This is a genomic window from Cyanobacteria bacterium FACHB-DQ100 (genome assembly GCA_014695195.1).
In the GTDB taxonomy this organism is placed as follows: Bacteria; Cyanobacteriota; Cyanobacteriia; order Leptolyngbyales; family Leptolyngbyaceae; genus Leptolyngbya.
Window position 1 is genome coordinate 25163 of the sequence record JACJNW010000021.1, and the last position, 24979, is coordinate 50141.

Genomic DNA, 24979 nt, shown 5'->3' on the forward strand with positions numbered 1-24979 from the left:
CAAAAGCTGGTTAACTCCAGAACTTCAATATTAATATTCTATGGGGTGGAAGGAACGTTCGGTTTTGGCAGTTCTGTTGAAGCAGTACAGACTCCGAGTTGGTTGGAATCAGCGATGGAGAAGGGCGCGATCGCGCTTTCTTTCTGCAAACCGATGTCTCCGGCTTTAACGGCATTTGGCAGTTTAGCATCTGGATTTGGGGTGCAAACTTTTAGGCGTATCCAAGTCGATCGATCTGTCGTGTTCTGCTGTCGTCCCAGGACTTGTAAAACGGTTCCCGGTGGGATTTGTCCGACGAGTTCGCGAGCAGGATCAACCGGCGACCCAGATGTTCTCAAGAGTGGAAGTCCTGCGTCGCTTGCAGGGCGATCGAGACGAATGAGTGCGCCTGTGTCCAGAGCGAGGGGAGGATCGGGTACAGGCGGAACGAGCGGCGATTCTACAACGGTGGGACGACGATTGCTCAGGGTGGGAATGAGTTCTGGGACAAATAGTGCCGCGATCGCGCCTGCTACGCTGAATAATCCCAGAAGCATCAGCAACGTTTTGAGCCAGGACGATCGGCGCGGTTGCAGTTCGGTTCGCAGTCCGGGCGGCGAGGTGGAAGGCGCAAACATTTGAGTTGGTTTTGTCCGTTCTGGTAGCTCACTGAGTTGCACGGTGGAGGATTGCCCCGTTTCACGGATTTGACAATGAATTAAACCGACGGTGACGTTATCGTGACCGTTCTGCGTGTTGGCGATTTCCACTAATCTGCGGGCAACGGTAGCAAGATCGGTTTTACCGTCAAGCATTGGAACAATTTCGCTTTGCCAGTATTCTTCGACGAGATCGTTATCGCTCAAGCCATCCGAACACAATAGGAAAACGCAGTCTTCATCGAGAATAAATCGTTGAGTAGAGGGATGCAAAGTGTTTGAACTTCCCATGCCCAGAGCTTGTACGAGTGAGCCCGCCGAGGAGCGTTGTACCGCTTCCCGGTATAAGGTGTAGCCCGATCGAGCTTGGCGGGAGGCAACATCATCATCAAGCGTGACCTGATAACAGCCGCGTCGAGTAATACGATAAGCGCGGCTATCGCCAACGTGCGTCAGATACAGTTCGTGCGATCGTACCAGTCCCATAACGACTGTAGTTCCCATACGTTGACGCTCTTGTCGCCGTTCTGCATCGTTCTTTGCGGCGATCGCGTCATTGGCTCTCAGCACTGCTTCTTCGAGTCCCCACTCCAGATTCTGGGTTAGCGTTTGCGTGTGCTGCACGATCGTTTGAATTGCCAGGTTTGAGGCAACTTCTCCCCCTTCATGCCCACCCACGCCATCGCAGACAATCAGGAGGGAATGATTCGCACCGCTAGTTCCGCTCACTGGATAACAGGCATCTTCGTTACTTGAACGACTTGGGCCCTGATCGCTGAGCGTGGCGAGTTGAATCTGTCGAGTTTGTTGGGTACTTTGAGACGCGATCGCAGCATCTAGCACCTCGATCAAGCCTTCTGCGTTGGTAATCTGTCCTTGAATTAAATTCTGACAGACTTGATTCAAGAATTCTGCGATCGCAGGCTGGACTTGCCAACTTGACCAAAATTTTCCCAGTTCTGCAAGTGGGACCGTGCCTCGATCTAGCTCTAGCTCTAAGACTCTAACGGTATCCCCATCTGCAAAGATAAGATCAGAATTCAGCAGCGTAGAGGCAGCTTTTTCTACACTCAAACTGCGCCAAAGTTGTGCCAGTTGCCGCAAAAAGTGAAGCTGACGAAATCCGCGACTTGCATTCCACACTTGCTCTAATCGCGGCATCAATTGCCCGGATAAATCTTCTCCCTGTTCAGAACGCGCCCCACTGGGATAGAGCGGCGCCAATTCTAGAAAGACGATCTCGCCAACCACGGCATAGGGCTGTGGAATTGCAGGGCGTTCGGTCATCAGATGCAAATAAGGTTCGAGCGGTGGGGGGACTTCGATCGCGCTCGTCGGCAGCCCTGGTTTTGTGTCTAATGCGATTTGACCGGACTTAATCAAAAAGCGATCGTCGATCAATTCCCCAGGTGAAGCAGTTGATCCGAGTGCCCACAGGTAACGCTTTGGAATTCGGGTGTGACAGTTGTGGCAAAACGGCTGGCTTTCAGAATTGAGCGCCTGACAAAAACAGTTGGGGCATTGCACGATCGAATCAGTTTGCATTGAAAGAATGTCTCTACGAGTTGCCCGGTTCTGATGGCGTGAAGTATTTCTCACTCTAACAATTTTTGTCGATCGTAGCGGATAAGACGACGGTGATTCGAGTGGAATTCCGGGTTTCCTCGCGTTGCGATCGTCCGATTTGGAGGCACAATAAACCAGATTTTACTGAGATGGGCTATGTCTTTCGTGCACCGCCGATTCGGATTTGCTTCGCTGTTGCTGGGTTTGACCATTGCCGCACCAAGTGCGACCGCTGTACCCCCATTTGCGCCGATCGCGCCGCCTCCGGTTGCGCCATCTTTACCGCAGGAGAATCAGCCCGATTTTCGAGTGGCAGGACTTCAGCGCGATTTTCAAGGCAATCTCTGGGTGGCAACTTCACGCAGCGTTGCAAAAATTGATCCTAATACCGGAAGAGTGCTTGCACGAGTGCCATTGCCGAATCTGACGATCGGGGCGCTGGCTCAAGATCGGGTGGGTCGAATTTGGGTCGGCACCAGTGAGGGACTTTGGCGCATCGATCCAAAAACGAATCAAGTGACTGCGCTCAATCTCTTTTTGCCATCGAATCGGGTGTTAGCTTTGCTTGTCGATCAGCGAGGCTTTCTTTGGGTCGGGACTGATTCGGGATTGGCGCTGGTCAGCCCGCATGAAGGGCTGCTGATGACGACGCTGAAGAACTTACCAGGTGTGAGTGCCAACGCGCTCAGCCTCGATCCGCAGGGGCAGCTTTGGGTGGGAACGCTCGATAGCTTGGTGCAGGTCGATACAGCAACCGCCAAGATTCTTCATACGACCAACTTGGAGGAAGGAGCGGTTCAGGCTTTAGCACTCGATCGACATGGCTCCCTCTGGGCGGGCACAACGAGCGGTTTGGTGAAAATTGATCCGGCAAATCGGCGACGGGAGCGATCAATCACATCGCTGCGGGGGCGTGAGATTCTGTCTGCGGGATTCGATGCCGTGGGCAGCATTTGGGTGGGAACCAATCGCGGATTGCTGCGCGTGAATCCCTACAATGGCGCGATCGTCGGTGAAGTACCGAATTTGCCTTCAAATCGTGTGTTGTCGCTTGCGCCTGATACTGGGAATAAGTTGTGGGTGGGAACCAGTGAGGGATTAGCCTGGGTGAGTATGACTAATTTTCAGACGAGACCGCATTTGCTATTTTCTAGAACGTATTAATCGCACGCTGTTAGCAAAAAAATTGCGCTTCTTTATTTTGCGTTGGCAAGGAGTAGGGGGTTAAACAGAACGACACCCCACTCCCCACTTCACAACTAATTCAGAATTGCGATGTTTGCATTGAACCAAGTGCGATCGACCTCACAATCTAGATGCTGCTGAATTCGTAATAAGTCCTGTTCTGCATTACCCAAGCAGGTTGTAGCGCCGGGTGAAGGTGTCACGTTAAACCGGAGGCCATTGCCTGGATCAATCTCTGCCTGCCCCAAAATGAGCTTGCCCTGAGTTTTGTCAATTAGCTGAGGACGAATTCCACCCACTCCATGAGCAAACTCTAAATCCTCTAGCTGCAAAGATGGCACAATCTTCTGTGCATCTTTTAGAAACAGGCGACGACTGACGATCGGCACTTCAAATGCAAAGTTCTTCAAAATGTAGTTGCGAATGTCCCGCACCTTAAACAAATCCCAAAGAACAGCGCTGACACGCTGATCGAAGCGCAACACTTCCAGATAATCCACAAACGTCTTCAGGTTGTAGCGCTCTAACAAGGGCAGTGGTAGCGCCGTTGGCCCAAACCGAGTCTTTCCAGGCACAGTCACATCCGGATCGCCATGAATTGCTGCGAACGGAAGTTTATCATTCTGCACAGTGTAAACCTTGCCGTTGAGGACTTGGGGTGTAAAGTAGAAATTCCCCGCAACCGGCAAGCAAGAATATTCCAGCCCAATTCCCATACGGTGAGCAAAGAGCAGGCTATGTCCTCCGGCCGAGACTACAACAAATCGCGCCGTAATGGAGGTGTCTGCGATCGTAATGCGGTAGTTCTGTCCGACCGGTTCGATCGACTTGACCGGACTGCCTAACATCAAATCCACTGTCTTATCTGCCACTTCTTGTGCTTGCTCCACCAGGGACTGAGCCAAAGCACCATAGTTCACGGCAGTATAGTCATCAAGCACTGCAAGCGCTACCAGTTCTTCGGGTCGATCGTGTTGGTTGAGCTTAACAACGTTCGGTTCAACCTCAGCAATTTGCGCCTTTTCTAAAAGCTGCATTCCCCCAAAGTGCGGCTTAAATTCCTCGTACCGTTGCCGCAAAATTTGACTTTCTTCGGCTCCCACGCCTAGAACCATCTTGGGATAGCGGTAGATGACTTGATCGCGAATGGCTGGAGGTAGTGCAGTCGAATAGCGCACGATCATATCTGCCGATCGCCGCACCTTCAGTGCTTTTTCCAGGCTGTAATTCGTCTCGATGTCGCCGCAGTGAATTGTCTGGCTGTTATTGCTAGATTTGGAATTCACAGTTGCAATTTGCGAATACTTCTCGACCAGAGCGATGCGCTTTAGATCGGTAAATTTTGCAAGCGAATAAAGTAAAGCGGTTCCTGTAACCCCACCGCCAATCACCACGACATCGTAGACCTGCTCTGCCATTTCTTTAGATTGATAGATATTCAGCTTATTCAGCCTAACGTATGCAGGTTTGTATATGCTCCGGTTTCTCAAAGAACCCTTACGATCGCGCTGATTATCTTCTCATTCCCATTTGAAATGCTGCACATGATTTCAATTGCGATCGCTCATTACCACTGTTTCCGGCGCAGATGAAGTAAACAGCCACTCTTTGGCATCATTCATCAAAGCGTCCTCCACGGCACGAGGTAATTGCACCTCAACGCCATTCACCACTGCACCAAGTAAGCGTAAATTCGCGGTTTCAGTCAGTTGGTCGATCGCTTCTTCGAGTAAGCTTTGTTGCGTCACACCGGGACGAGTCACCAACACCATGCCATCGGTCAATGGCTCTAGCAAAAGCGCATCATTACATTGGCTCAAGGGTGGCGAATCTAAAATTACCAGGTCAAATCGCCCCCTTGCATCTTCGAGTAAACGACGGAGTTCGCTGGATTCTAATAACGATGCGGCAGACGCTTGCGGCCCCGGACTGGTCACAACATACAGGTTTTCGACATCGGGAGCGAGGCGAATACAATCGCTGATGTCGCCAAAATACCGCAGCGGCTCTAGCTGGCTATCGGGATCAGGCGTGAGATTCACTTGGTGAGCCGCAGAAGGCGATCGCAAATCCGCTTCAACGAGCAATGTCCGCTTTCCTGCCCGTGCCGAAGCGATCGCTAAGTTATACGCCGTGACTGTCTTTCCTTCATTCTCGATCGTGCTGATGGTCATGATGACGCGCAGATCTTTGGTTTCAGTTAGTCGAAGATTGCTGCGGAACCGCTCGTAATATTCTGCATAAGGCGAATTGGGCTTCACTAAAATTGGAGACTGTCCCGGAATAAAAGATTTGACTTGCGGCAGAATGCCTAAAATTGCCACATCGCGCTGCCGAATTACCTCGCGCAAATCTTCATCCGTGTAGACTGTGCCCTCAAGCATATCGAGCAAGAAGATCACCCCTGCTCCCGCAACTAACCCAACGATCGCACCGACTGCCAGCGTAATCGGAATGCTTTTCGGTGCTTTTACACTTGCAGGAGCGACAGACGGCGCTTGCGCCACACCCAAGCTACTGACGATTTCGACCTCGGCTGCTTTCGCATCAACTAGCTTCTGCTGCATCTGGTCATAGAGACTCTTTTGGCGTTTGACTTGATCTTCCAGCCTGGTGCGCTCTAGCTGCTTGTTGGGAATGGTGGAAAACTGTTGTCGCAGCGCTTGCTCCGATCGCAGACTCGATGCAACCTGCTGCTGTAGCGATTCCTGCTGAGTTTTGAGATTGACCAGCGTATTTGCCAGTTGCTGTCTGGCTGGATCAAGATTGCTATCTTGGCGCACGTTGGCGACAAACGGAGTGACCTGACCATTACCGCCAACCACTTCTGCGGCTCGCTTGCGGATTTCTTCTTCGTAGGCTTGCTGTTGTTTTTGGAGCGTGACTACTTGAGGATGCTCAGGGCGCAAATCTTTGAGTAAGACCGTCATTTGCGACTCGATTTGCTGAAGCTGAGCGCGTAAACTTGCAATGATCGGATCAGCGCTCAGTGCGGAAGATACATAAGCTTGGTTTGGATCAAGTCCTAATTTTCGCTGAATGCTGTTAATTTGGGCGTTAATGCCGTCTAGCTGGAGTCTCAGTTGTTGCTGTTGTTGCTGGCTGCTGGCGATCGACTTAATGATGTTGCCATCTTGAGCGGCAAAGAGTTGCGGCCCTTCGGTGCGATCGTATCGCATCAAGATGCTCTCAGCTTTTGCTAGATCTTGCCGGACACTGGGCAATCGCTGTTCGATCGCGCTGATAATTGCTCTGAGTCGAGCTGAATTGTTCAATCGGCTCTGCTCAATCAATCGACTAGCGAGCAGCGCCATCACGTCGCCGACCCGCTTTTGGTCCCCATCTTTGTAGGTGAGCTGAATTTCTGCTTTTGCCGCATTTGGATCTTTTGGATCACCACCCCCTTTGATCTGAATCGTCGCTGCTTTTTCCAACCGATCGGGCTTGATGCCGACCTCTTTCGCGACTCCTTCGATCACTGCTGGCGTTAATAAAGTGTCTTTTGTAAAGGTTTCGACGGGTTGACGCACCTGGGAGCCGATCGTCGAAAAAGTAATAGGCGGTGCGTTTGCCACGAGTCGAGCCTCGCCCAAGAAATCGATCGGCGGATCGGGCTGAACGGCAACGATTCCGCCCGCACTTAGACCCGCAACCACACTGGCAGGAATCACCCATTTATAGCGATTTACGGCAAGTAAATACCGTTTGACGATCGGTGGAACCATAACAAAGTCCTGTTAACACTAGAAGTTATCGATTCAAAAGTTATCGATCCCCGTTGACCCCAGTTGGGCCAAACAGCGTATCGGCACCGTTTCTCAGCTCCCGGAAAAAGAGCAAGAAGCCTAAAACGTCGCGGAACGGCTGGGTAAAGGTATTGAGCGCATAAGTGATTCTGCCAACGAGGTTGCGCCCGAGAACAATCACGTCATTATCTTCGAGGGCAACGTTTTGAGCCATATTGCCGCTCAGAATGCTGCGAGCATCAATCTCGCGAGTCACTGCTTTTTTCTGAACCGGATCAAACCGAATCAGCGCTACTCGACGTAGATTTGCGGTGTCCGGCCCCGGTCTTGCGGCAGTGAGGGCATCTAGAAAAGTGCTGCCGTTGGGCAGCGTTAGCGTTCCGAGACCATTGTTCGCGTAGCTCAATAGCCGGATGTTGATTTGCGGTTTGGCTAACGTTGATCGTGCCATCAGGGTGCGATCGTAGGTCTGATCCTGTTCTGCAAGCTTGGGGATGACCACAACATCGCCGTCCTGTAGCTTCAAATCCGGTAGCGCCGCTCCGTCTTGTAAAGGAGTGACTAAATCTAGCTTCTCTTCGAGAACCGATCCATCGGATAAAAGCCGTTTGACCTGTACCGATCGTAAATCTGCCTGTCCAGTCGCGCCGCCTGCAAGTAATAAAGCGGCGGACGCACGCGGTAGGGTAAGCGTATAAAGACCCGGACGCGCAATCTCGCCTGTTACGGTGACGAGAACGGGGCGTTGATTGGTGAGTGCCACAAAGACAACCGGATTAATCACAAAACGATTCACCCCTTCCCGGATGCGTTCTTGAGCTTGAGCGATCGTCAACCCTTGCAGCGGCACTTTACCGAGCAATGGGGCGGTAATATTGCCCTCTTGGTCGATCGTCGCTTGAAAATTCAGGTCGGTAAATCGCTGCACCTGCACAGAAACGGTATCGCCCGCCCCCAAACGGTAAAGACTAAACGTTTTGACAGGCGGAACGACTGGCGCTTGTGCATTCGGAGCTTGTACGTTCGGAACAGAGGGCATTGCCGATTCTCGAAGTTTTTGCCGCGCCTGCTCAATGATTTCAAGCGGGGATGGGCGTGTCGGCAAAGGAGCAGAGGGTTGAACAGGCACAGCGAGATCAGACGCAACCGCGCTTCGGGCGCTCAGCCAAATTGACAGAGCAGGAGTAACAGAGTATACACCCGTCATCAGTAGCGAAGTGATCCAGCCGCGTGCATTCGGGAGGTGGAATTGAACTAGAGGCATGGGACAGCCATTCGTGTTGCGATCGTGCTCATTGTAGTGAGATGCACCCCTCTGACATCCGAGTTTTCCGCTTCAGTCTGCCTAAATTGCTGCCTAAATTGATCGGTTTGAGCGCAAAATCTGATTCGTCAAGGTGGATTGTACGGTTTGTACCAGCGATTCGAGCTTGCTGCGATGGGGTTCGATGTCTTCGAGCGGCTCGATCGGTAATATCACGCTGACTGCCACCCAAGCCGCTCTCTGGTTCTGCCATTGGGCGAGACGATCGCGGATAAACCACTGAATCGGAGCTGGGTGTCCACCGTCTTCCCAGGCATACCAACGCATGACGGCATAGGTTTGTCTCGGTGTCCACGCCCGCAGAAATTCAACGGTGATCGAATGGGTTTGGATTGGGCGATGGGAATCGGTTTTCCAGCGTTGGAAGCCGTCGAGATCTGTCCATTCGACTTGCGGCTGCGCGATCGATTTCGTCTGTGGCAGAAATAGAACGGTTGCGATCGTTTGGGTTGCGTCCTGAATTTCCTGGCGCATCCACTTGTGTTCACCGATTTCGGTCGCTTGTTTGGCGATCGTTTGCCAGCCTGGAAACTCGATGCCGACTTTTTTCAGCGCTTTCAAGTTGTCGAGTACGGCAACCGGGGGTGGGGCTGTCCAGCGCCATTGCCCATTTGAGAGATATCCAGGTAATGCGCCTACACCAACAAATCCGCTCAACATCAGCAGCAAAACAACTTTTGGCAGATTGAGCCGGAGCGATTTAGACAAAGAAGACAGCATCAGGATTCGGGGCTGGATGGTGCGAAAAACTTTTCCATCTGGTTTGACAGCACTATTAGTAAGCCCAGCATTGCCGCAGAGTAGACATCTCCACCCCAACCGTCATGCAGGAAATGAAACGCTGATTCTTGTCCTGTGCCGTGGAAGAACGTCAGCAATGTATTGCGGATAATGTTAGCGGTGACGCTGATGAGAACAGTTCCAATCATGAAAGTAATACAGAAAGAACGCGATCGAAGATTGTTTGTCCAATACAGCAGCATCAGCCCCACATATAAGCTAGTGAACAGCATCTTTAATCCGGCACAATAAGGTGCAACTTCGACGAGACGATTGTTTACGAACAGATAAATATTTTCTACTCGCACAGCCATACCGAACTGATTCAAGATAAATCCTGCTGTCCCTGCGATAAAGCTCTGAAGCGGCATTGTGTAGGGGGCAAGTAGGTAAGGAATCTCGTTCGGCGTTGCGAGAAAAACAAGCAGGAGGGCGAAAGCCTGCAATCTTAAGCCAGACACTCCTTTGAGCCAGAGGCAAACGCCAGTTAGCAGAATTGGAAACGACAAATTAACCGGCTCAGGCAGCCCACTGAGATAAAACAATCCTGCGACCAGCAATAATCCAAGACCGACAAGCCTAGCTGATCCCACTTCATCCGCAAGCCGTATCCAGCGCTTGCGGTTATACCAAGCAATATTGGCGGCAAACGGCAGGCCGATTACACCATGACTGAAGTATTCGTGTTCGGTGCTGATTGATTTTCTGATCCAGCCGTCATACCAATGAACCAGCAACGGAGCATATAACGCCGCAATTAATCCCAACAGGACAATATCGCTCCAGTAGCGATCGAGAAATGACAAGCGCCGAATTTGCATAGCTTAAGCTGAAATCTGAACAACATTGGGAGCCGCGAGGCTCTCTTCGATCGTGCCGACGACTTGGATCACTTGCGCTTCGGTTAGGCCGGGATACATCGGTAGCGAAAGGATTTCTTGACATAACCTTTCAGAAACCGGGAAATCTCCTTCTCGATAGCCCAAGTGTTTGAATGCAGGCTGCAAATGACAGGGCAAGGGATAGTGAATTCCAGCCTGAACGCCTCGAAGCTCAAGGCGCTCTTGTAGAGCCGTGCGATCGATCAATCCCGCTTCCGACTGCAACACGCGCAGGACATAGAGGTGATATACATGACCTTTACCGCTCTGGTTTTGGATCGGAACCAGTCCGCGTGAATGCAGGGGATAGAGCAGCGCGTTATATTGTTCCGCAATCTGAAATCGATCGCGGTTCCAATGCTGGAGATAAGGCAGCTTTACGTTCAAAACCGCAGCTTGAATCGAGTCTAAACGGCTGTTCGTGCCAAAGTCTGTATGAAAATACTTGCGGGGAGCGCCATAGTTTCTCAGCGATCGTACCTTTGTCGCGATCGCTTCGTCTTTTGTGACGACCATGCCGCCGTCGCCCAATGCGCCTAAATTCTTGCTGGGATAAAAGCTAAAGGCAGCCGCAAGCCCGATCGATCCAGCTCGAACCCCCTCGCATTCTGCCAAATGTGCCTGTGCCGCATCTTCAAAAATCACTAATTCGTAGGTATCGGCTAAATCTCTTAACCGACTGGGGGAGACCATCTGCCCATAAAGGTGAACAGGAACGATCGCTCTAGTCCGAGGTGTAACGGCTCGCTCTGCCGCAGCTAAATCGATCAGCGCCGTTCTTGGATCGCAATCGACCAGAACGGGTGTCGCCCCACAGCGCAACACTCCGATCAGCGTCGCGACAAAGGTATTCGCAGGCAGAAGCACCTCATCGCCCTGTCGGATGCCACAGGCTTGCAGTCCCAACGCGATCGCATCGGTGCCACAGGCAACTCCAATCCCATGCGCGACTCGGCAAGCTTTTGCAAACGCCTGCTCAAATTCTTTTACCGCTTGTCCCACAATGTAGTCTCCTCGCTCAAGCACTGTATGAATGGCTTGTTCGATTTGAGACTGGATCGGTTGGTGTTGAAGCGTGAGATCGACGAATGGAATGGTAGGAGAGATGCTCTGCATACTAAAGCTGCCAGATGGATGAGCAAGCCGAGTAGAAACCCCAGGGAATCTAAAAGTCGTTGCGCTTTATAAGAGTGACAGATCTTATTGAGCGCCAAATTTCGAGTTCTGTCTGGTTCAGAGTACCCAAGGAAAACCACTTCGATGCAGACGAGATCTGAAGAAAAGGTAAAGCTTGCTACTGGCGATGCAGCCAATTGACGGTTGCAACTGAGGCGATCGTGCCCAGAAAGTGCGCCGTAACTCCGATGATGTTTGACATCGCCACAAAGACATCTAGTGGACGAATAATCCGGGCGGGGTCATAGATGGCGACTCCTTGGGGTTGGGAAATTGCTTTCGACAGCAGGACTCCTAAAGTTGTGCCGCTGCCTAAGATGGTGAACGCCATGCCGAGAAATCCAGCGATGATGCCAAGTCGTAGCACTTGCATCACGTCGCTTTTTTTGGGATGGCGCTCTGTGCTCGGATGGCGAAGTCGCCGCGCAAATAAAGTGTGCCGAAACGCCAGAAAAGCCGTGAATAGTAACGTGGCAATGCCGCAGACTGCCCAGAAGATGCCGATTCCGAGTCCTGGTGTCGTGACGCTGCCGAAGTTATCAACGGGTGCGCCCGGAGCGATAAAATTCGCTGCGGCTTGATTAAAACTTCGTCCTGCGATCGCAAATAGCAGCAGAACTGCGGCGACGATCGCCAATCCAAGCTGCGTGATCACGCCGAGCCATCCAATTAAGCGTAGGACTTTACCAATCTGCCTTAACTTATGATCATTGTCCTCGATCGTAGGGGGTTGTGTGGTGGGGTGCATTTTGCGCTCCTTTGACTTGCTTCTAGTTCACACGCTAGGCAAGAGGAGTAGGCTTAACGACTCTCTCTAGAACGATCTATCAATTAATTCATATCTGCTTCAAGGTTGGGGCAAATTTTGGTGTGGATTAGTTCTGGTGCGGGCTGCTCTTGCCATTGAGAAAGAACGCTTTGCAGTTCAGCCCGGAGCGTATGGAGTTGTTCGATTTGCGCGGTGATTTGAGCCACTTTGTCTTCGATTTGTTCTTTGACTTTTTCGCAGGGCAAAATTCCCTGATCGTGTACCGCCAAAATTTCTTTCACCTCAATCAAGCTCAATCCTAGAGACTGCGCTCTTTTGATAAAAGCAAGACGCTCAATCACTTGAGGCATAAATAAGCGGTAGCCGGACTGCGATCGCTCGACAGTCGGTGTGAGCAGTCCGATATCGTCGTAGTAGCGAATTGTTTTTACAGGTAGACCGCTTTTTGCAGCAGCTTCACCGATTTTCAGAACAGAATTCATTGTTTAGCGTGGCTTTTTAGGCATCGATAAAGGGGGGAGTGATCGCGCGGATGAGGTTTCAGGTAGAGCGCGAACGGGGACTTGTCCGGATCGAGCAGAGGGGGTGACTCGAATGTGTTCAGGTCGTCGAGACAGCGACCACCAGCGGAGAATGAGCGCGATCGTTACGGTGCTGAATCCGAACACGGCGAGCGAAGTGCTGTGGTCAATGCCGCCGATCGCAACGTTCATCATGCCTGCGGTGAGAATAAAGGCAGAAATGGGTTCTTTACGATAAATCGTTCTTAGAACGTGGAACCATAGAGCGTTCATAGCGTTTTCCGGGTTGCGCTTTATCTTATTTTAAAACGATCGACTGAGAGACCGTAGAGTCTCTCAGTCTTGCTCTGAATCTATTCTTAATAGGCTGAATTTTGGCTGAGATTTCAGCAAAACTCCAAAATTTCTAAATCAGACCTAACCAGGTCAACAGCCCTTGTCCGGTGACGTATTCTACAATCAGCGTCGCGACAAATCCAATCATTGCTGCACGTCCGTTCAAGCGTTCTGCGTAATCATTGAAGCCGAACTTTGGATTCTCTAGCTTAGGAGTTGTGGTGGGTTGAATTTGAGTCATGATCAAAAAGCCTCTGCTTAACGTGGAGTGCAAACCCGTTTAGAAAGCGGATCTAAACAGTTCTTCATCTTATTCTAAACTCGTCCTGCATTGGACTACGATTCACATGGAGATTGCCGATTAAGCTATAGATAGCTTGTCGATCGAGGTTGATCATGGAAATTGGTGTGCCGAAGGAAACGAAGGATCAAGAGTTTCGCGTGGGATTAAGTCCAAGCAGTGTCCGGGTGCTAGTTGAACAAGGGCACTCGGTGTTTGTAGAGTCGCATGCGGGAATCGGATCGGGATTTAGCGACGCAGATTATACACAGGCAGGCGCGACGATCGCGACGCATACCCAGGAGGCTTGGGATCGAGAGCTTGTGATCAAGGTGAAAGAGCCGTTAGTTTCCGAATATCATTACCTTCAGAAAGGCAAAATTCTGTTTACGTATTTGCATTTAGCTGCCAATCGCCGCTTAACCGAACATTTGCTTGATTCTGGTGTAAGTGCGATCGCTTACGAAACGGTTGAACTTCCAGATAGACGCTTGCCGTTGTTAACGCCGATGAGCATTATCGCGGGGCGACTATCGGTGCAATTTGGAGCGCGATATTTAGAGCGGCAACAGGGCGGGCGCGGTGTGTTACTCGGCGGGGTTCCGGGAGTGAAACCGGGACGAGTGGTGATTCTGGGTGGGGGAATTGTTGGAACCGAAGCGGCAAGAATGGCGATCGGAATGGGCGCACAGGTGACAATTTTGGACGTGAATGTTGATCGATTGTCTTATCTTGAAACCATCTTCGGTTCACGAGCAGAGCTACTTTATAGCAATTCGAGCCACGTTGAAGAACTTGTACCACAGGCGGATCTACTGATCGGGTCTGTGCTCATTCCAGGACGAAAAGCTCCGACTTTGGTATCGCGGGAATTGGTCGGTCAGATGCGATCGGGTTCAGTAATCGTGGATGTTGCTGTAGATCAAGGGGGATGTATTGAAACATTGCATCCAACTTCGCATACAGAGCCAACTTATGTTGAGGAAGGCGTAGTGCATTATGGAGTGCCGAATATGCCCGGAGCTGTTCCCTGGAGTGCAACTCAGGCACTGAATAACAGTACATTGCCTTATGTGATTAAGCTAGCGAACAATGGAATGACAGCGCTCGATCATGATTCTGCGTTAGCGAAAGGCTTAAACGTGCAGAATCATCATTTGCTCCATCCAGCCATACAAGAAGTGTTTCCAGATTTAGCGCGAGTCTAGCGACAATCGTAGCCAACATAAGGAATGCCAATGCGGTATTGCTGGTTTGGATTACGATCGCACCCCCGCTCCTGAACCGTCACTTGAGTCGGAAAATCACGCATTCTTAAACCAGGTGCGATCGCCCAAAACTTCTGAATCGGAGGAGCTTCAAGCCTTAGCGTTGCTAATTTTCGCCAGAAGGTGTCGTAGCCTTGCGATCGAGAAATTAGCGCAAATCTTGAGGGCTGACACAGTTGCGGCTGTTGTTTTTCTTTAGTTTGAATTGCTAAAGCAAAGCCTAATCCTAAAGCAATGTCTTGAAAATCGTTGTAGCTCATAACGATAGCACTACAGTCCTTAGACAAGATATTGTTAGCAACACGATCGGGCGTAAACGGCTTGAGAAACACTAAGTTAGACACCACGAAAACGCAGCTTAAACCACCGATAAAATACAGCAGCAATGGTTTTTCATACTTAGAAGGCTGCAACTTCCAAAAGCTTGCTCCGATCAATGCACAAACTGCTGGATAGTAGATGAAATTGTATCGGGGCACTTGAGTAATGTCTTTGCCAAGAATGTAGACGATCGCCACAAATTCAAGAATGACGGCAATGACAAAACTTGCAAGCACTAATGTTTGCCAATGCGTTTGTGGATCGTTCCACAGGAGCTTTAGTCCTTTTACAATGCACCAAACAATCCAGCCTGCCAACAACAGCATTGCGGTCGCGCATAGCACAATCATCCAAACTGGCTGATGCTCCACCGGAAACGCTACCACCATGACAAGCCAACCTGCAACAAACTGATATAGCGGAACTAGAAAGCTCCACCATGCAGCAGTAGAGGTTTCTAGCCAATCTGTTTCAGGACGACTGATATGACTGATAAAAGTTGGGAGCCAGGGAAAGCAGATTGCAACCATTCCCAAGCCTGCAAGGACGATCGCACCCCAAGTCTGCCACCAGAACGTTAAGGGTTGCCTCGATTTCAATCGAATTTGCAGCACCAACAGCGCGAAAAACTGAGCGACGATCGCTAATACTAAAAAATAATGGACGTAAAAGCCAACACCATTTACAACGCTCCAACCCATCCAGATTTTAGAAGAGTGCTTCTGTTGAAGCAAATCTTGTTGAATCCGAATCAATCCAGTGAGTGCCACGATTACAAACAATATCGGAATGGTATAGTGACGCGCTTCTTGAGAGAGATAGATCGCAAACGGTGATACCGCCATGACCAGAGCCGCGATCGTTCCCGCGCTTGGAGAAAACGCCACTCGATTCAGCCCATATGAGAGCGCGATCGCAGCAACTCCCGCAACTGCACTTAGTGATCGCGCTCGCCATACCCAATCGCCCGGAACCCATTGCAGCCATTGATGCAGCCAGCAAAAAAATAGCGGCGGATGAACCGACTGTACCGAAACTGTTTGAGCAATGTTCGCGCAGGTTGTAGGATTCAGTTGAAAAAACTGATCTAACACCGCAACGGTAAAAAACTGCTCTACTGGCACTTCAAGATAATTCCGCCCCATGCTAAAGATTGCGGTAATCACCTCATCCATCCAGAGCGGTTTTGCGTCAAGATTCCAAAACCGCAGAACCGCACCAATTAGTAGCGCCGTGATTAAGCCAAGCCAATGAGCCAAGAGAACCTCGATCGAGACTTCAGCCCGAACTTTACACTAGATCAAGAAATTTGAGGACACCTTGCATGGGATTGACCCGCAGGATCGGAATTACGGGCGGAATCGGGATGGGTAAAACCACAGTTTCAAATTATCTCGCTGCTGCACATCGTTTACCGATTCTAGATGCAGATTTGATTGCGCGGGATGCAGTCGCACCGGGATCGCCGATTCTGGCTCAAATCATTGATCGCTATGGCGCTCATCTCCTCCGAATCGATGGTACGCTCGATCGAGCAAAACTAGGCACGATCGTCTTCTCTAATCCCACTGAACGCATTTGGCTAGAGCAGCAGATCCATCCGTATGTGAGGCAAATGCTTGAAGCCGAGTGCGATCGTCTTGCTCAAACTCACCCAACGATCGTGCTTGTGATTCCGCTCCTGTTTGAAGCCAATATGACCGATTTAGTGAGTGAGATTTGGGTGATTTGTTGCTCGGAGTCGCAGCAAATTCAACGACTGATGCAGCGTGAAAAGTTGAGCCTAGAGCAAGCCCAAGCGCGAATTCAAAGCCAAATGCCGATCAAGCAAAAGCGAGATCGGGCAAACGTCATTCTTGATAATTCCACAACGCCTGAAGCCCTAATGCGCCAGGTCGATCGGGCTTTATCGCCAACAAGTTGACAACCGACCATCATCGACCGCTAGACTGTTCAAGACTGAATCGGAAAAATTTCTTATGGCAGCCACCTTACAACAAATTGCAGGTTATCTCGACCTTAAAGCGTGGAAATATCGCATTGACGAGGAAGGCAGCCGGATTCTGACCGGAGTGTACGGTGAGAATTTAGAAGATTTTTTGATTGTGATCCAACTCGATGAAGAAGGCGAATTCTTCGAGATGTTCGCACCACGGGTGTTGTCAGGAGTCAAAGACCATCCGCATAAAGCGGCAATTCTACAAACAATGCTGGCAATTTCTTGGGAAACCAAGATGTTGCAGTGGGAATACGATCCCTCAGACGGCGAGATTCGTGCAATCATCGAGTTTCCGCTAGAAGATTCTACTTTGACCGAGCGCCAGTTCAACCGATGCTTACATAGCCTCGTAGAGTTAGTGGATGAACTCGCTTTACCGCGCTTGAAGGCAGTGATGGAAACCGGCGAAGATCCTGGCGATCTTGAAGAAGGCGAACGCTTGTTACTAGCGCTACAGGAAGAAGCACCAGGACTACTGACCGTTCTAGAGCGAGCAATGGAAGCACGAAAGCGACGGGGGCGACGCTTGCCCTCAGAAGGAAAAGACGAATCCTGAAGTCAGGATCAGGAAACGTGGTATAACAATTAAGGTTTCTTAATAAGAAAACACAATACTTTAATAATCTGAAATCGGGTTGCCGTCGCTTGGAGCCTGATTTTCGTGCGGCAAATGTTTGATCGAGCATTTGTCTCAACGATTGTGTTTTTTACAGTCCTTTCCGGAGAGAAAGATCGTTCATGACAGCATCGCTCACGCCCGATTATTCGACTCTGACGAGTCCCGAAACAAAACTTCGATTGAAAGACATTATCAAGACGCTACCGCGTGAGTGCTTTCAAAAAAATATGCAAAAAGCCTGGACAACCTTAATCGTCAATGTTTTGATGGTGGGCTTAGGCTACTGGAGTATTCAGGCTTCTCCCTGGTTTCTCCTGCCGTTTGCCTGGATTTTTACCGGAACGGCACTCACTGGCTTTTTTGTAATCGCGCATGACTGTGGACATCGATCGTTTGCCAACCGTAAATGGGTAAACGATCTCATTGGTCACATTTTTATGGCTCCGTTGATCTACCCGTTCCATTGCTGGCGGATTTCACACAACCAACACCACAATCACACCAACAAAATGGATGTGGATAATGCGTGGCAACCGTGGCGACCGGAAGTGTATGACAGTCTCGACCCGATTACAAGAATCGCTTACAAAACGACTCGCGGACGGCTCTGGTGGTTAGCATCGGTTCTGCACTGGGCGATCGTTCACTTTAACCTAGCGAACTACAAGCCGAAAGATCACGGCAAAGTGAAATTGTCGATCGCGGTTGTCGTTGCGTTTGCGGCGATCGCTTTTCCTGCTTTGTTTCTAACGGTTGGTGCGTGGGGTTTTGTTAAGTTCTGGCTGATGCCCTGGTTGGTTTATCACTTCTGGATGAGTACCTTTACGCTGGTTCACCACACCCTACCGGACATTCAATTCAAAGAGCCAGAAGAATGGGATGCCGCCCAAGCGCAATTGTTCGGCACCGTGCATTGTGACTATCCCAAGTGGATTGAATTCCTCTGCCACGATATCAATGTCCACATTCCGCATCACCTTTGTACAGCGATTCCGTCCTACAATCTGCGGCTGGCTCATCATAGCTTGACCCAAATTTGGGGGACTCAGCTAAGGCAGTACAAGTTCTCCTGGGGTTTGATGAAAGAGATCACCGATCGCTGTCATCTGTACCACCCAGAGTACGCTTACCAATCGTTCCGCTCCTACAAAAAGTAGCAGTCAGGAAGAGAATTAAATGCAGAACTCCGATCAAACGATCGGAGTTTTTTGTTAACAGGCTTTTTGTTAACAGCCAGTTCTATAAGCCGCACTAATATCCACCGCAGGATGCCGGCAGTTCGATCGAGGGATAGAGGAAACATTCAACCCCACGGGAGGCACGATCGCGCGGCGGCAAATTGTATTCTATGAGCATAAGTTAACAGCCTATACGGAAGCTAAATATGTCAAGTCGGGGAGCCAAAAAGCTCCCCTTATTATTTGGATGCTTTAAAGAAAACAGAAATTCTATTGAGAATTACAAAATTCATAATATTGAAATCTTAATAGTGAAAAATATCAGGTTCCGTGAATATTCAGGTTTAATATTTAAGCTTGTGTAAAATAATGCAGATAGTGCTAGAGAATTCCACAGGATTCTGTTAGAAATACTGAGCTGTTCTACAGCAATGACGATTCTGCGAAGTGACAAGGTTACGGGGGCATCGACCAATTTCTCTCCGTTCTACTGAAAGGTCTCCTCGTATGACAACTGATCCGCATGGTTCCCAGAATTTTCCTGAGCCGCATTCCACCCCGGCAGCGCCTACAAACGCGAAGCTGCCCCAGTTTATGATCGTGCGAAATCATTCCTCGCAACGCCGTGTTTCAGCGCGGCGATCGTCTTTAGCTCGATTAAGCATCGGCATTACCAGTAGCTGGCTTGTCGGTAATATTGCGCTCCCGGCTTATGCTGCTACTTTCATCAACAATTCAGGCATTCAATTTGAACAAGACACAACCCTCGAGTCTAACTTTGTCGAATCTCACGGGGCGTATCAATCCACCTTCGGCGTAATTAACCTGGACACAAAAGAGAAAACGCCGTTGCTAACTGAAACCCAGCCCTCTGACGGGTCTGAAACAATCTTCAAGCCTTCCTCTTTCCGCAGCCACCTTGGAACGGCTACCGACTTCAAGGGCACGCCTGGCAATGCAGTTCCGAAGCCCGTGGCGCAGTACAAATTTAGAGCAAACCAGCGATACGTGCTGTATCTAGAATCTACTTACAAAGGTCGTCCGACTGGCGTAGTTTACTCAAACAATGTCCTGAATCCTAATCGCGAGCAGCAGGTGCAATTTGCTGGGGGAGTGAATGATTTGTGTACGAGTGGAATCACGATCGGCTGGGACGATACTGGCTCAAGGCTGGTGCGAAACCGCCAGCAGGAAGACCGGGATTTTGATGACTTTGTGGTGCAGATGAAGAATACAACCTGCGGAATTGGCAGCGATCAGATCACGCCGCAGCCAGAGCCACCGCCATCCGTGGTTGCTGAGTTACCGCCTGCTCCTTCTTCGGGAGGAGTCAGCCCGCTCTGGGCAACACCGCTCTTGCTGCTTCCCCTTGTTTTTGGTTCCGATCGAGGTGGGTCTAACCCAGACACTCCATCAGGCTGCTCAGGCGGAAATTGTAAGCCTATCCCAGAACCGCTGACGATTTTGGGATCAGGAAGCGCGATCTCAATGGCAGCATTGATGGAGCGACGCAGAAAACGCAAGCGTAAGTAGGAATACTGGCGCGGCGCATTGCGCCGCGCCAGTTGCTTAAGATTCAGGCGGATAGTTGTTTTGCCACCATTGCACCCATTCAACCCAAGCTTGTTCGAGTTCTGGTTCAGAACTCGTCGTTGAAGTGGAGTTTATGGGCGTTGACATTCTCACCCAAAGGCAGCGCAAATCTCGCAGCGGAACCTGTCCTAGAAACCAAGGCAGCGCCCGGCGAGCTAGCACATCGAAACGATTCTGGGCGTTGCGGAGCTGGCCATTTGTGATGGTTGTTTCTCGCGTTGCTGGAATGCAGCCCGTGATGAAAAATTGCTTCGATCTCTGATAAACTGCGTGCGTCCCAACGCTGGATTGAGTGGGCGTAAGCGGAATGCGCTCCATCTCAACCGTACTGTCTTTAACAATATCCGAGACTGAGGAGTAGTTGCGAAGATAGCGCATTTCGATATTGATCGGCTGACCGTTGCGGAGATAGAGGTAATGCCGTCCTGAAACGGTCAAATCATCCACGCTGGTCGCGAGAGAAGGCGTGTAGAGCTTTTGTTGCCCGAGCGGGCTAGCTTGCACGAATTGCCAGCGAGACAGAGGAATAGAAGTGGGAAATGTGTAGCTCGGTGGCAGCGGTTTTTGTGCAGGGGTGAGCACCAACTTGAGCAACACCAAACCGCTGCTTACGAGCGCTGCGCTTAACCAAAAATTACGAGTTTTCACCCAGTTCAAGCTTGCACCTCCTCTTCTTCTTCTGCCCGATCGACTTGCTCTAACAGCACGTAGCACAGTAAGCCAAACAGCGAAACAGAAATCAATGAAAAAATCAGCGATCCGGTTCCAAGATGCCAGTAGTCGAATGCGTCTCGATTGTTTTGCGCGACTAAGACTGCCATCAGCGCAACTCGAATGCTGTTAACCACAAAAGCGATCAGCACAGCCGCGATCGACACAATCAGCGATCGCATCCAGCCGATCGGAAACACCAGCACAAACAGAATACCGAGCGATAAGTGTTGCCAAATCAACTGAAGTCCAGAGCAGCCGGGATAAACTTCAACGCTCCCGGTCGGTAAATGCAGCAACACTCCTTCTTGAATGACGCGAAAGCCTGCATACCAGAGCAAACTACCGCTAAATTCTGCGGTGAGCGAAGAGATATCGAACTGCGACAGAATGGTGGTCGTGGGGATAGCCATTAAGCCCAGAGTCAAGAGTTCGCGCCAATAACAATTGAGCGTGAAGCCAGAAGCAAGTAGCGCGACGCTGATTCCAGACATTAGCGGCAGAAACCGCATAAATGAGTCGTACTCATTGACAGTGAGGCTTCTAAGTAATATCCAGGCAATGCAGGCAAGCCCGATCGCGCTAGCGATGGGAGTGCTCTTGAAGTTGAGTTCCTGCCGTCTGCGCCAAATCATAAACCAAGCGGCTGCCCAACAGACGATCGAAGCTTCCAAAAATTGCCCCTGATGACCGGTTCTCCAGATCAGTTGGAAATGGATGGTCGTCAGGGCGACTGCGATCGCTAGCAGTAAGTAACGGGTGTTGAAAAACCCTTTCATGGGGTACGACTTTATTAAAGACTGCAAAATCAAAAAAGCTAGGGCTTACGATACTTAGTCTTGCGGATGATTTCTAGTCGCTCAGGATAGATTGCCTAAGTAGAGGAATCGTTAAGGGAGAACTTTAAAGCAATGTGATACCCATTCAAACAACAAATGTGGCCGATCACCGATTCGTTGCAGTCGCGATCGTAGCGACGCAATTCATCGCGTCGCTGGATATAGAAGCACAATACCAACGAGAAAATTAGCTCCCCATCAGCCCGTATTTCTCATTCCTGCCGCAATTCCGTTGATGGTTAACAACGCGCCGCGTAGGAGTTCACCTTTGCTGTAGCGCGATCGCACCACCCCTGAAGCTGCCAGCGTTTTATGCTGCCGCAGGCGCTTCAACAGAGACACTTGCAAAAAGCCCAGAGGAACGATCGTGCCATTGCGTAACTGCACCGATCGCTGAAGCTCTGGATCGCCGTCTAATAAGCGATTGTGTCCGGTGATCGTCAGCACTAGCTCACGCGTGAGCAGATACTCGTTGCGAATCTGCTCGAACACGGGAGCAAAGCGCTCTCGATCTTCAGGCTGCGTCAGTTCATCAACATAGTGACCCGCAATTTGCAGATCGACTTTAGAAAGCGTCATTTCTACTCTGGAAATCGCCATCTTGAAAAAGGGCCATTTGTAGTAGAAGTGCCGTAGAAGCTGCATATGTTTTTCTGGAGCTTCATCAAGAAAGCCTTGCAGCGCTGTACCCACACCGTACCAGGAGGGCAGCAAAAACCGGCTTTGCGTCCAGCTAAACACCCAAGGAATCGCCCGCAGACTAGCGAGATCTTTCTTTCCACCCCGACGCGCTGGACGAGAGCTAATTTGAAGCTGACTAATTTCCTCGATCGGCGTGACTTGATGGAAGAAATCAATAAAGTCCGGTTGTTCGTAGATGAGCGCGCGGTAGTGAGCGCGCGATCGTGCCGCTAACTCTTCCATCACCTGCTGCCACGGCGCAATCTCATCAAACTTATTGTGTAACAGACTGCCCTGAATTACGGCGGTCGTTACCGTTTCCAAGTTGTAAATCGCGAGTTCAGGCAGCGAATACTTTGATGCCAGCACTTCACCTTGTTCGGTGATTTTGATCCGACCATTCACACTATGTCCGGGCTGCGCCAAAATTGCTTCGTAAGCGGGGCCGCCTCCACGTCCCACGGAACCCCCCCGACCGTGGAAGATCCGCAGCACGACACCATGCTCATCTGCAATACTTTGTAGCGCTTGCTGCGCTTTGTGAATCTCCCAATTGCTGCTGAGGAATCCGGAGTCTTTGTTGCTGTCAGAATAGCCCAGCATCACTTCTTGCAGTGCGGTTTTAACTCCGATCGACTCGAATCCACCCGCTAACAATGCCTTATAGAACGGTAAGTCAAACACGCCGCGCATTACACTGGGTGCTTTTTGCAAATCCTCAACCGTTTCAAACAGGGGCACAACTTGAATCGCTCCAACTCCGGTCACAGGATCGTAGAGTCCCGCTTCTTTGGCAAACAGCAGCACTTCCAGCAAGTCGCTGACATCGTGACTCATGCTGATGATGTAGGTGTGGCAAATGTCGATACCAAATTCCTGTTGGAGTTTGCGAACCATGCGGAAGGTTTCGATCGTTTCGCGAGTGCGATCGGAAAAAGGCATCTCGGTTGGAATTAACGGTCTGCGCGTCTGGAGCTCGGTGACCAGCCATTGGCAGCGTTCCGCTTCGGTCATGTCGTTGTAGGCTTTCGGCAGAACTTGCAGGTACTCCACAATTTCATTCATCGTTTCGGAATGACGCGGACTTTCCTGCCGAATGTCCAGATGCGCCAAATTAAACCCGAAGATTTCGACTTGACAGATCAAATGATCGAGATCGCGACAGCTTAATCCAGTTGCAGACAAATTGCCTTGAATCAGGCGCAGTTCAGCCAGGAAATCGTCGCCCGATCGATAAAATGTGGCTTCATCATATTCGGGAATTTCCTGCTGAAGTCCGTCGCCGTTTGAAAGGATATGATTGCGATCGAGCGTATTTTCAAGTCGCTTGCAAATATAAGCAAGCTTGAGGCGATATGGTTCTTGGCGAAAGCGGATGGATAAACGATCGTACACATCCGGCATTCGCTGTTGATCCTGTTCTAATGATTCGAGCAAATCCGGTAGCACATCGCTCCAATGCAGCGACAGACTCAGCAAGTCACTCAGCGACTGAATTGATTGAACATAGCGCTCCAGCACCATACGTCTTTGATAACAGGCAGTTTGCCAAGTGACTTGCGGTGTAACCGAGGGATTGCCATCGCGATCGGCTCCCACCCAAGAGCCAAACTGACAGAAATTGCGGCGCGGCATCTGCATTTTGGGGAACGAGCCGTGAACCGCCTCTTCTAATCGCTGATACAGATGCGGAATCGCGTCGAAAATCACTTCTCGGAAGTAATGCAGCGCGTGATCCACTTCATCTAAAACCGTGGGCTTAAACTGATGCAGTTCATCGGTGCGCCACCACAGGCGGATTTCTTCGGTGAGCTGATCGCGCAGGGCATCGGCTTCCCAAGACGAAGAAAGACCGACCGCTTTCAAGCTGTCTTCGACGCTATCGAGTTGGCGCAGGATCTTGGCGATGCGGCGCTGTTTATCGCGAATCGTGTGGCGCACAATCTCAGTCGGGTGCGCGGTAAAGACCAGCCACACATCGAGCTGATTAATCAAACGCTGAATCTGCTGCGGTGGGACATTTAACTGCTTTAAGCGCGGAAACAACCAGTGAAACGTGCCAATTTCACGCCGAGAAGCCGATTCGTGCAGACTTCTTTCTAAAAAGTCGGCTTCGGGTCGTCCGGCATCTTCCTCGGTGGCATACGCCTGCCGTTCATGTTTCGGATCGGGCTGAGCATGTCCCTCACGCGCCATGCGATATTGCAACTGCTGATCGCGCTGTTCGTAGTGTTGCTCAACGATATTGATCAACTGAAAGTAGAGCGCGAAAGCGCGCGCCGCCCGAATCGCCTCATTTAGATCGAGCTTTTCCACGACCTGCAGCACTTCAGACCCGGTAAAGGTCGTCGCTTGTCCCTCTGGAGAACACATCTGCCGCAGTTGATTCAACAGATCGACCAGTTCTTGCCCGCACTCTTGGCGCAACACCGCTTCCCAAAGGTCTTCAACAATCTTGAGTCGATGACGCAGAAATAAATCAGACATCAGCGTGGTGACATCTTCAGAGGTCGCTGTGGTGATGCTGGCTGAAAATTCGTCAGAAGAGGGTCGGGTCGAACTCATACA

21 protein-coding genes are annotated in these 24979 nt (G+C 50.4%); 6 read left to right on the top strand and 15 right to left on the bottom strand.

All coding sequences use genetic code 11. The features are described 5' to 3' along the window. Positions 1–38: 38 nt before the first annotated feature. On the bottom strand, positions 39–2183 hold the full coding sequence (locus tag H6F51_06580) for a protein phosphatase 2C domain-containing protein (protein ID MBD1822159.1): 2145 nt from the start codon (positions 2181–2183) through the stop codon (positions 39–41). 177 nt (positions 2184–2360) lie between these two features. On the opposite strand from H6F51_06580, the gene H6F51_06585 reads away from it, so the two are divergent. Continuing rightward, positions 2361–3368, top strand: coding sequence for a transcriptional regulator (locus H6F51_06585; protein ID MBD1822160.1), 1008 nt, complete (start codon positions 2361–2363; stop codon positions 3366–3368). A gap of 95 nt (positions 3369–3463) precedes the next feature. Here the strand turns inward: H6F51_06585 and H6F51_06590 are convergent, their stop codons facing one another. The 10 genes from H6F51_06590 to H6F51_06635 form a co-directional block, all read right to left on the bottom strand. Then, positions 3464–4807 (bottom strand): FAD-dependent oxidoreductase, encoded by a 1344-nt coding sequence (locus H6F51_06590; GenBank protein MBD1822161.1) that lies wholly within the window; start codon positions 4805–4807, stop codon positions 3464–3466. 132 nt (positions 4808–4939) lie between these two features. Next, positions 4940–7114 carry a polysaccharide biosynthesis tyrosine autokinase gene (locus tag H6F51_06595; protein MBD1822162.1) on the bottom strand — a complete coding sequence of 725 codons (2175 nt, stop codon included), beginning with the start codon at positions 7112–7114 and terminating at the stop codon, positions 4940–4942. 40 nt (positions 7115–7154) lie between these two features. After that, positions 7155–8342, bottom strand: a complete 1188-nt coding sequence (locus H6F51_06600; protein MBD1822163.1) for a polysaccharide export protein — start codon at positions 8340–8342, stop codon at positions 7155–7157. Positions 8343–8492: 150 nt separating this feature from the next. After that, on the bottom strand, positions 8493–9179 hold the full coding sequence (locus H6F51_06605) for a cyanoexosortase B system-associated protein (protein ID MBD1822164.1): 687 nt from the start codon (positions 9177–9179) through the stop codon (positions 8493–8495). Beyond that, on the bottom strand, positions 9179–10060 hold the full coding sequence (crtB, locus tag H6F51_06610) for a cyanoexosortase B (GenBank protein MBD1822165.1): 882 nt from the start codon (positions 10058–10060) through the stop codon (positions 9179–9181). Before crtB ends, H6F51_06605 begins: the two co-directional genes overlap by 1 nt. A 3-nt stretch (positions 10061–10063) precedes the next feature. Further along, the gene (locus H6F51_06615; GenBank protein MBD1822166.1) at positions 10064–11236 is read right to left on the bottom strand and encodes a DegT/DnrJ/EryC1/StrS aminotransferase family protein; all 1173 of its coding nucleotides are present in this window, start codon (positions 11234–11236) and stop codon (positions 10064–10066) included. Positions 11237–11414: 178 nt separating this feature from the next. Next, positions 11415–12044: a DUF3611 family protein gene (locus tag H6F51_06620; GenBank protein MBD1822167.1), complete on the bottom strand. Its 630-nt coding sequence runs from the start codon at positions 12042–12044 to the stop codon at positions 11415–11417. Positions 12045–12127: 83 nt separating this feature from the next. Next, positions 12128–12547: a heavy metal-responsive transcriptional regulator gene (locus tag H6F51_06625; GenBank protein ID MBD1822168.1), complete on the bottom strand. Its 420-nt coding sequence runs from the start codon at positions 12545–12547 to the stop codon at positions 12128–12130. 3 nt (positions 12548–12550) lie between these two features. Beyond that, entirely contained in the window at positions 12551–12859 is a 309-nt protein-coding gene (locus H6F51_06630; protein MBD1822169.1) for a hypothetical protein, read from the bottom strand. Positions 12860–12992: 133 nt separating this feature from the next. Beyond that, positions 12993–13163, bottom strand: coding sequence for a hypothetical protein (locus tag H6F51_06635; protein MBD1822170.1), 171 nt, complete (start codon positions 13161–13163; stop codon positions 12993–12995). Between the two features lie 155 nt (positions 13164–13318). Here H6F51_06635 and ald point away from each other — a divergent pair, with 155 nt between their 5' ends. After that, complete coding sequence (gene ald, locus H6F51_06640; protein MBD1822171.1) at positions 13319–14410, top strand: alanine dehydrogenase; 1092 nt, start codon at positions 13319–13321, stop codon at positions 14408–14410. On the opposite strand, the gene H6F51_06645 is transcribed toward ald, so the two are convergent. Continuing rightward, complete coding sequence (locus tag H6F51_06645) at positions 14407–16050, bottom strand: glycosyltransferase family 39 protein (GenBank protein ID MBD1822172.1); 1644 nt, start codon at positions 16048–16050, stop codon at positions 14407–14409. The genes ald and H6F51_06645 overlap by 4 nt on opposite strands. Positions 16051–16121: 71 nt before the next feature. On the opposite strand from H6F51_06645, the gene H6F51_06650 reads away from it, so the two are divergent. The 4 genes from H6F51_06650 to H6F51_06665 all read left to right on the top strand — a co-directional run bounded on the left by H6F51_06650 (position 16122) and on the right by H6F51_06665 (position 20120). After that, positions 16122–16715 (top strand): dephospho-CoA kinase, encoded by a 594-nt coding sequence (locus H6F51_06650; GenBank protein MBD1822173.1) that lies wholly within the window; start codon positions 16122–16124, stop codon positions 16713–16715. A 55-nt stretch (positions 16716–16770) separates the two neighbouring features. Next, complete coding sequence (locus tag H6F51_06655; GenBank protein ID MBD1822174.1) at positions 16771–17346, top strand: hypothetical protein; 576 nt, start codon at positions 16771–16773, stop codon at positions 17344–17346. A gap of 182 nt (positions 17347–17528) precedes the next feature. Beyond that, positions 17529–18566, top strand: a complete 1038-nt coding sequence (locus H6F51_06660; GenBank protein MBD1822175.1) for a fatty acid desaturase — start codon at positions 17529–17531, stop codon at positions 18564–18566. 528 nt (positions 18567–19094) lie between these two features. Further along, positions 19095–20120, top strand: coding sequence for a PEP-CTERM sorting domain-containing protein (locus tag H6F51_06665; protein MBD1822176.1), 1026 nt, complete (start codon positions 19095–19097; stop codon positions 20118–20120). Between the two features lie 36 nt (positions 20121–20156). On the opposite strand, the gene H6F51_06670 is transcribed toward H6F51_06665, so the two are convergent. The 3 genes from H6F51_06670 to ppc all read right to left on the bottom strand — a co-directional run bounded on the left by H6F51_06670 (position 20157) and on the right by ppc (position 24976). Then, on the bottom strand, positions 20157–20837 hold the full coding sequence (locus H6F51_06670; protein MBD1822177.1) for a cyanoexosortase A system-associated protein: 681 nt from the start codon (positions 20835–20837) through the stop codon (positions 20157–20159). Then, a complete protein-coding gene (crtA, locus tag H6F51_06675; protein MBD1822178.1) occupies positions 20834–21670 on the bottom strand; it encodes a cyanoexosortase A in 837 nt (278 codons plus the stop codon). The genes H6F51_06670 and crtA overlap by 4 nt, the downstream gene beginning before the upstream one ends. A 258-nt stretch (positions 21671–21928) precedes the next feature. Further along, a complete protein-coding gene (gene ppc, locus H6F51_06680; GenBank protein MBD1822179.1) occupies positions 21929–24976 on the bottom strand; it encodes a phosphoenolpyruvate carboxylase in 3048 nt (1015 codons plus the stop codon). Positions 24977–24979 lie beyond the last annotated feature (3 nt).

Excerpts from the sequence above, each read along its gene's own strand:
- H6F51_06580 (MBD1822159.1), bottom strand. The coding sequence starts at position 2,183 with ATGCAAACTGATTCGATCGTGCAATGCCCCAACTGTTTTTGTCAGGCG.
- H6F51_06585 (MBD1822160.1), top strand. The coding sequence starts at position 2,361 with ATGTCTTTCGTGCACCGCCGATTCGGATTTGCTTCGCTGTTGCTGGGT.
- H6F51_06590 (MBD1822161.1), bottom strand. The coding sequence starts at position 4,807 with ATGGCAGAGCAGGTCTACGATGTCGTGGTGATTGGCGGTGGGGTTACA.
- H6F51_06595 (MBD1822162.1), bottom strand. The coding sequence starts at position 7,114 with ATGGTTCCACCGATCGTCAAACGGTATTTACTTGCCGTAAATCGCTAT.
- H6F51_06600 (MBD1822163.1), bottom strand. The coding sequence starts at position 8,342 with ATGACGGGTGTATACTCTGTTACTCCTGCTCTGTCAATTTGGCTGAGC.
- H6F51_06605 (MBD1822164.1), bottom strand. The coding sequence starts at position 9,179 with ATGCTGTCTTCTTTGTCTAAATCGCTCCGGCTCAATCTGCCAAAAGTT.
- crtB (MBD1822165.1), bottom strand. The coding sequence starts at position 10,060 with ATGCAAATTCGGCGCTTGTCATTTCTCGATCGCTACTGGAGCGATATT.
- H6F51_06615 (MBD1822166.1), bottom strand. The coding sequence starts at position 11,236 with ATGCAGAGCATCTCTCCTACCATTCCATTCGTCGATCTCACGCTTCAA.
- H6F51_06620 (MBD1822167.1), bottom strand. The coding sequence starts at position 12,044 with ATGCACCCCACCACACAACCCCCTACGATCGAGGACAATGATCATAAG.
- H6F51_06625 (MBD1822168.1), bottom strand. The coding sequence starts at position 12,547 with ATGAATTCTGTTCTGAAAATCGGTGAAGCTGCTGCAAAAAGCGGTCTA.
- H6F51_06630 (MBD1822169.1), bottom strand. The coding sequence starts at position 12,859 with ATGAACGCTCTATGGTTCCACGTTCTAAGAACGATTTATCGTAAAGAA.
- H6F51_06635 (MBD1822170.1), bottom strand. The coding sequence starts at position 13,163 with ATGACTCAAATTCAACCCACCACAACTCCTAAGCTAGAGAATCCAAAG.
- ald (MBD1822171.1), top strand. The coding sequence starts at position 13,319 with ATGGAAATTGGTGTGCCGAAGGAAACGAAGGATCAAGAGTTTCGCGTG.
- H6F51_06655 (MBD1822174.1), top strand. The coding sequence starts at position 16,771 with ATGGCAGCCACCTTACAACAAATTGCAGGTTATCTCGACCTTAAAGCG.
- H6F51_06660 (MBD1822175.1), top strand. The coding sequence starts at position 17,529 with ATGACAGCATCGCTCACGCCCGATTATTCGACTCTGACGAGTCCCGAA.
- H6F51_06665 (MBD1822176.1), top strand. The coding sequence starts at position 19,095 with ATGACAACTGATCCGCATGGTTCCCAGAATTTTCCTGAGCCGCATTCC.
- crtA (MBD1822178.1), bottom strand. The coding sequence starts at position 21,670 with ATGAAAGGGTTTTTCAACACCCGTTACTTACTGCTAGCGATCGCAGTC.
- ppc (MBD1822179.1), bottom strand. The coding sequence starts at position 24,976 with ATGAGTTCGACCCGACCCTCTTCTGACGAATTTTCAGCCAGCATCACC.